Source organism: Sphingomonas sp., from assembly GCF_051962185.1.
GTDB lineage: Bacteria > Pseudomonadota > Alphaproteobacteria > Sphingomonadales > Sphingomonadaceae > Sphingomonas.
Window position 1 is genome coordinate 1 of sequence record NZ_JBQCCN010000080.1, and the last position, 2767, is coordinate 2767.

Consider the following 2767-nt stretch of genomic DNA (forward strand, 5'->3'; position numbering starts at 1 on the left):
CCGGTGACCTAGCTCACCGGCTTTTTTTCACGGTTCGATTGCAAACGGAATTCGAAGCGCAGCCCCCGCGGAGGGGGGGGTCTCGGGCATCATGCGGCGTTGGGCTTCCAATAACGCCTCCCCGGCGAAGGCCGGGGCCCAGTCGCAACGGACCCTCCGCGGTGGAATGCCGTACCGCAGTCCGCCAACCGGGCCCCGGGCCTGCGCCGGGGAGGCGTATGGACGCACGCGCCTCAGCCCGCCAGATCCGCCTTCACGAAATCGGCGCAGCGCTCGCCGATCATGATCGAGGGCGCGTTGGTGTTGCCGCTGACCAGCTTGGGCATGATCGAGGCATCGGCGACGTATAGCCCCTCGACCCCGCGCACGCGCAGCTTCGGGTCGCACACCGCATCGGCATCCGATCCCATCCGCGCGGTGCCGACCGGGTGATAGACGGTGTCCGCCCGCGCGCGGATCAATCGCTCGAGCGCGTCATCGTCGGCGAAATCGATCGGGTAGCGATCCTTGCCGTGGTGACGGCTGAGCGGCGGCGCGTTGAGAATGCGGTACATCGTCCGCACGCCCGCTTTCATCACCGCCATGTCGCGCGGATCGGTCAGGAAGGCCGGGTCGATCAGTGGCGTGTCGCGGGGATCGGGCGAGGCGAGCCTGACGGTACCGTGGCTTTCGGGACGCAGCACGCAGACGTGGCAGGAGAAGCCGTGCGCCTGGACCTTGGTGCGGCCATGATCCTCCAGCACCACCGGCACGAAATGGAGCTGGATGTCGGGCACGTGCGCGTCGGGCATCACCGTCAGGAAACCACCCGCTTCCGCGAACGGCGTGGTCATCGGCCCCGAGCGGTTCCGGAGCCAGCGGATCACCGCGCCCGCCATGCTGACCGTCCCGGCCAGCGACTGCCCCATGAAGAAACGCCCCGGCACCTCATAGGCGGCGACATAGTCGATATGATCTTGCAGGTTCGCGCCCACCGCCGGCCGGTCGATCGCGACCGCCAGCCCCTGCGCGACGAGATGCGCGGCCGGGCCGATCCCCGACAGCATCAGCACTTGCGGGGTGCCGAACACGCCGCCCGCCAGCACCACCGCCTTTTTCGCGCGGATCACGTAGCTCTCGTTGCCGCGGCGATAGGCGACGCCCCAGGCCTTGCCGTCCTCGAACAGCACGCGCTCGGCCAGCGCCTCGGTCACGACGTGGAAATTGGGGCGCGCCAAGGCCGGCTCGACATAGGCGCGGCTCGAGGTCCAGCGCTCGCCGCCCTTTTGCGTCACTTGATAGATGCCGACGCCGTCCTGGCGCGCACCGTTGAAATCCTCGTTGCGCGGAATCTGCAGCATCGCCGCCGCCTCGACGAATTCGGCGCTGCCCGGGTGCGACCAATGCTGGTCCGACACCGATAACGGGCCGTCGCCGCCGTGATAGTCGCTCGCCCCGCGCTCGTTCGCTTCCGAGCGTTTGAACACCGGCAGCACGTCGTCATACGACCAGCCGTCGCAGCCGAGCGCCGCCCAATTGTCGTAATCCCAGGCATTGCCGCGGATGTAGAGCATCGCGTTGATCGCGCTCGACCCGCCCAGTCCCTTGCCGCGCGGTTGATAACCGCGGCGGCCGTTGAGCCCGGGCTGCGGCACCGTTTCCAGCCGCCAGTTGGTCTTGTCGGTCTGCAGCGCCATGAAGCCCGGGACGCGCGTCCTGAGGCCGGTGTTGCGCCCGCCCGCTTCGAGCAATGCCACGGTGTGACGACCGTCCTCGCTCAGCCGTCCGGCCGCGGCCGCGCCTCCCGACCCGCCCCCGACGACGACGATATCGGCTTCGTCCACATTTCCTCCGCTCATTGTGTCTCCGTCGCAGGCGTATCGGTCCTGAAATGATAGGCGCCCCAGGCGGCCGGCGCCGCGGCGAGCAGCAACACGGCCAGGCCCGCACCAGTGGCTAGCCAGCGACCGGCCAAAACCGCGCGAACCGCGAGCCCGCCCCAGGCGATCAGCAACAGCCAGCAAATCAGCGCGGGACCGGGGCGGTTGCCGAACGGCAGGAACACGCCGTCCAGCCCGCCGATCCACCACCAGCCGACGATGAAATAATAAGCCGCCACGACCAGCGCCCCGACCAGGCAAGTCATGCCGGGATGCGCGCGCATCACGCCTTGCCGGCCTTTGCCCGCTCGCGTTCTTCCCAGCGCGCCTTGATGGTTTCGGACGTCTCGCGGCTGCCGTCGTGACTCCAGCCCGGCGGCTTGGCCATATAGTTCCACTTGGCCTTCAGCCCCGGCGCCGCCCACACGTCCTTGGCGATGCCGACCCATTCGTGGAACGCGGCCCAGACCAGGTTGAAGCTGCCGAGATTCTTGACGATGCCGTAGCGCGGCGCCTCATCGTCACGCTCGGGCTCGAACGTGCCGAGCCAGCGGTCCCAGACGATGAACACGCCGGCGTAATTCTTGTCGAGATAGCACGGGTTGGTCGCGTGATGGACGCGGTGGTGCGACGGCGTGTTCATCACCGCCTCGAACCAGCGCGGCATCCGGCCGATCACCTCGGTGTGGATCCAGAATTGATAGATCAAATTCACCCCGCCGACGAAGATCACCATCGCCGGCGGGAACACCAGGAACAGCGGCAAGCGGAAGATGAAGGCGATCGAGATGAACCCGGTCCAGGTCTGCCGCAGCGCGGTCGACAGATTATAATGCTGCGAGCTGTGGTGGATGACGTGGCTCGCCCAGAACCAGCGCACGCGATGCGCCGAGCGGTGGAACAGATAA

Annotated in this window: 3 protein-coding genes; all 3 read right to left on the minus strand. The window is 67.5% G+C overall.

Annotated features, from left to right (window positions below):
- Positions 1–233: 233 nt before the first annotated feature.
- Positions 234–1823 (minus strand): GMC family oxidoreductase, encoded by a 1590-nt coding sequence (locus ACTHJR_RS05045; RefSeq protein WP_440522035.1) that lies wholly within the window; start codon positions 1821–1823, stop codon positions 234–236.
- A gap of 11 nt (positions 1824–1834) precedes the next feature.
- A complete protein-coding gene (locus ACTHJR_RS05050) occupies positions 1835–2143 on the minus strand; it encodes a hypothetical protein (RefSeq protein WP_440522033.1) in 309 nt (102 codons plus the stop codon).
- Positions 2143–2767: sterol desaturase family protein (locus ACTHJR_RS05055; protein WP_440522034.1), on the minus strand; the 625-nt coding region annotated here is incomplete at its 5' end. The genes ACTHJR_RS05050 and ACTHJR_RS05055, both read right to left, overlap by 1 nt.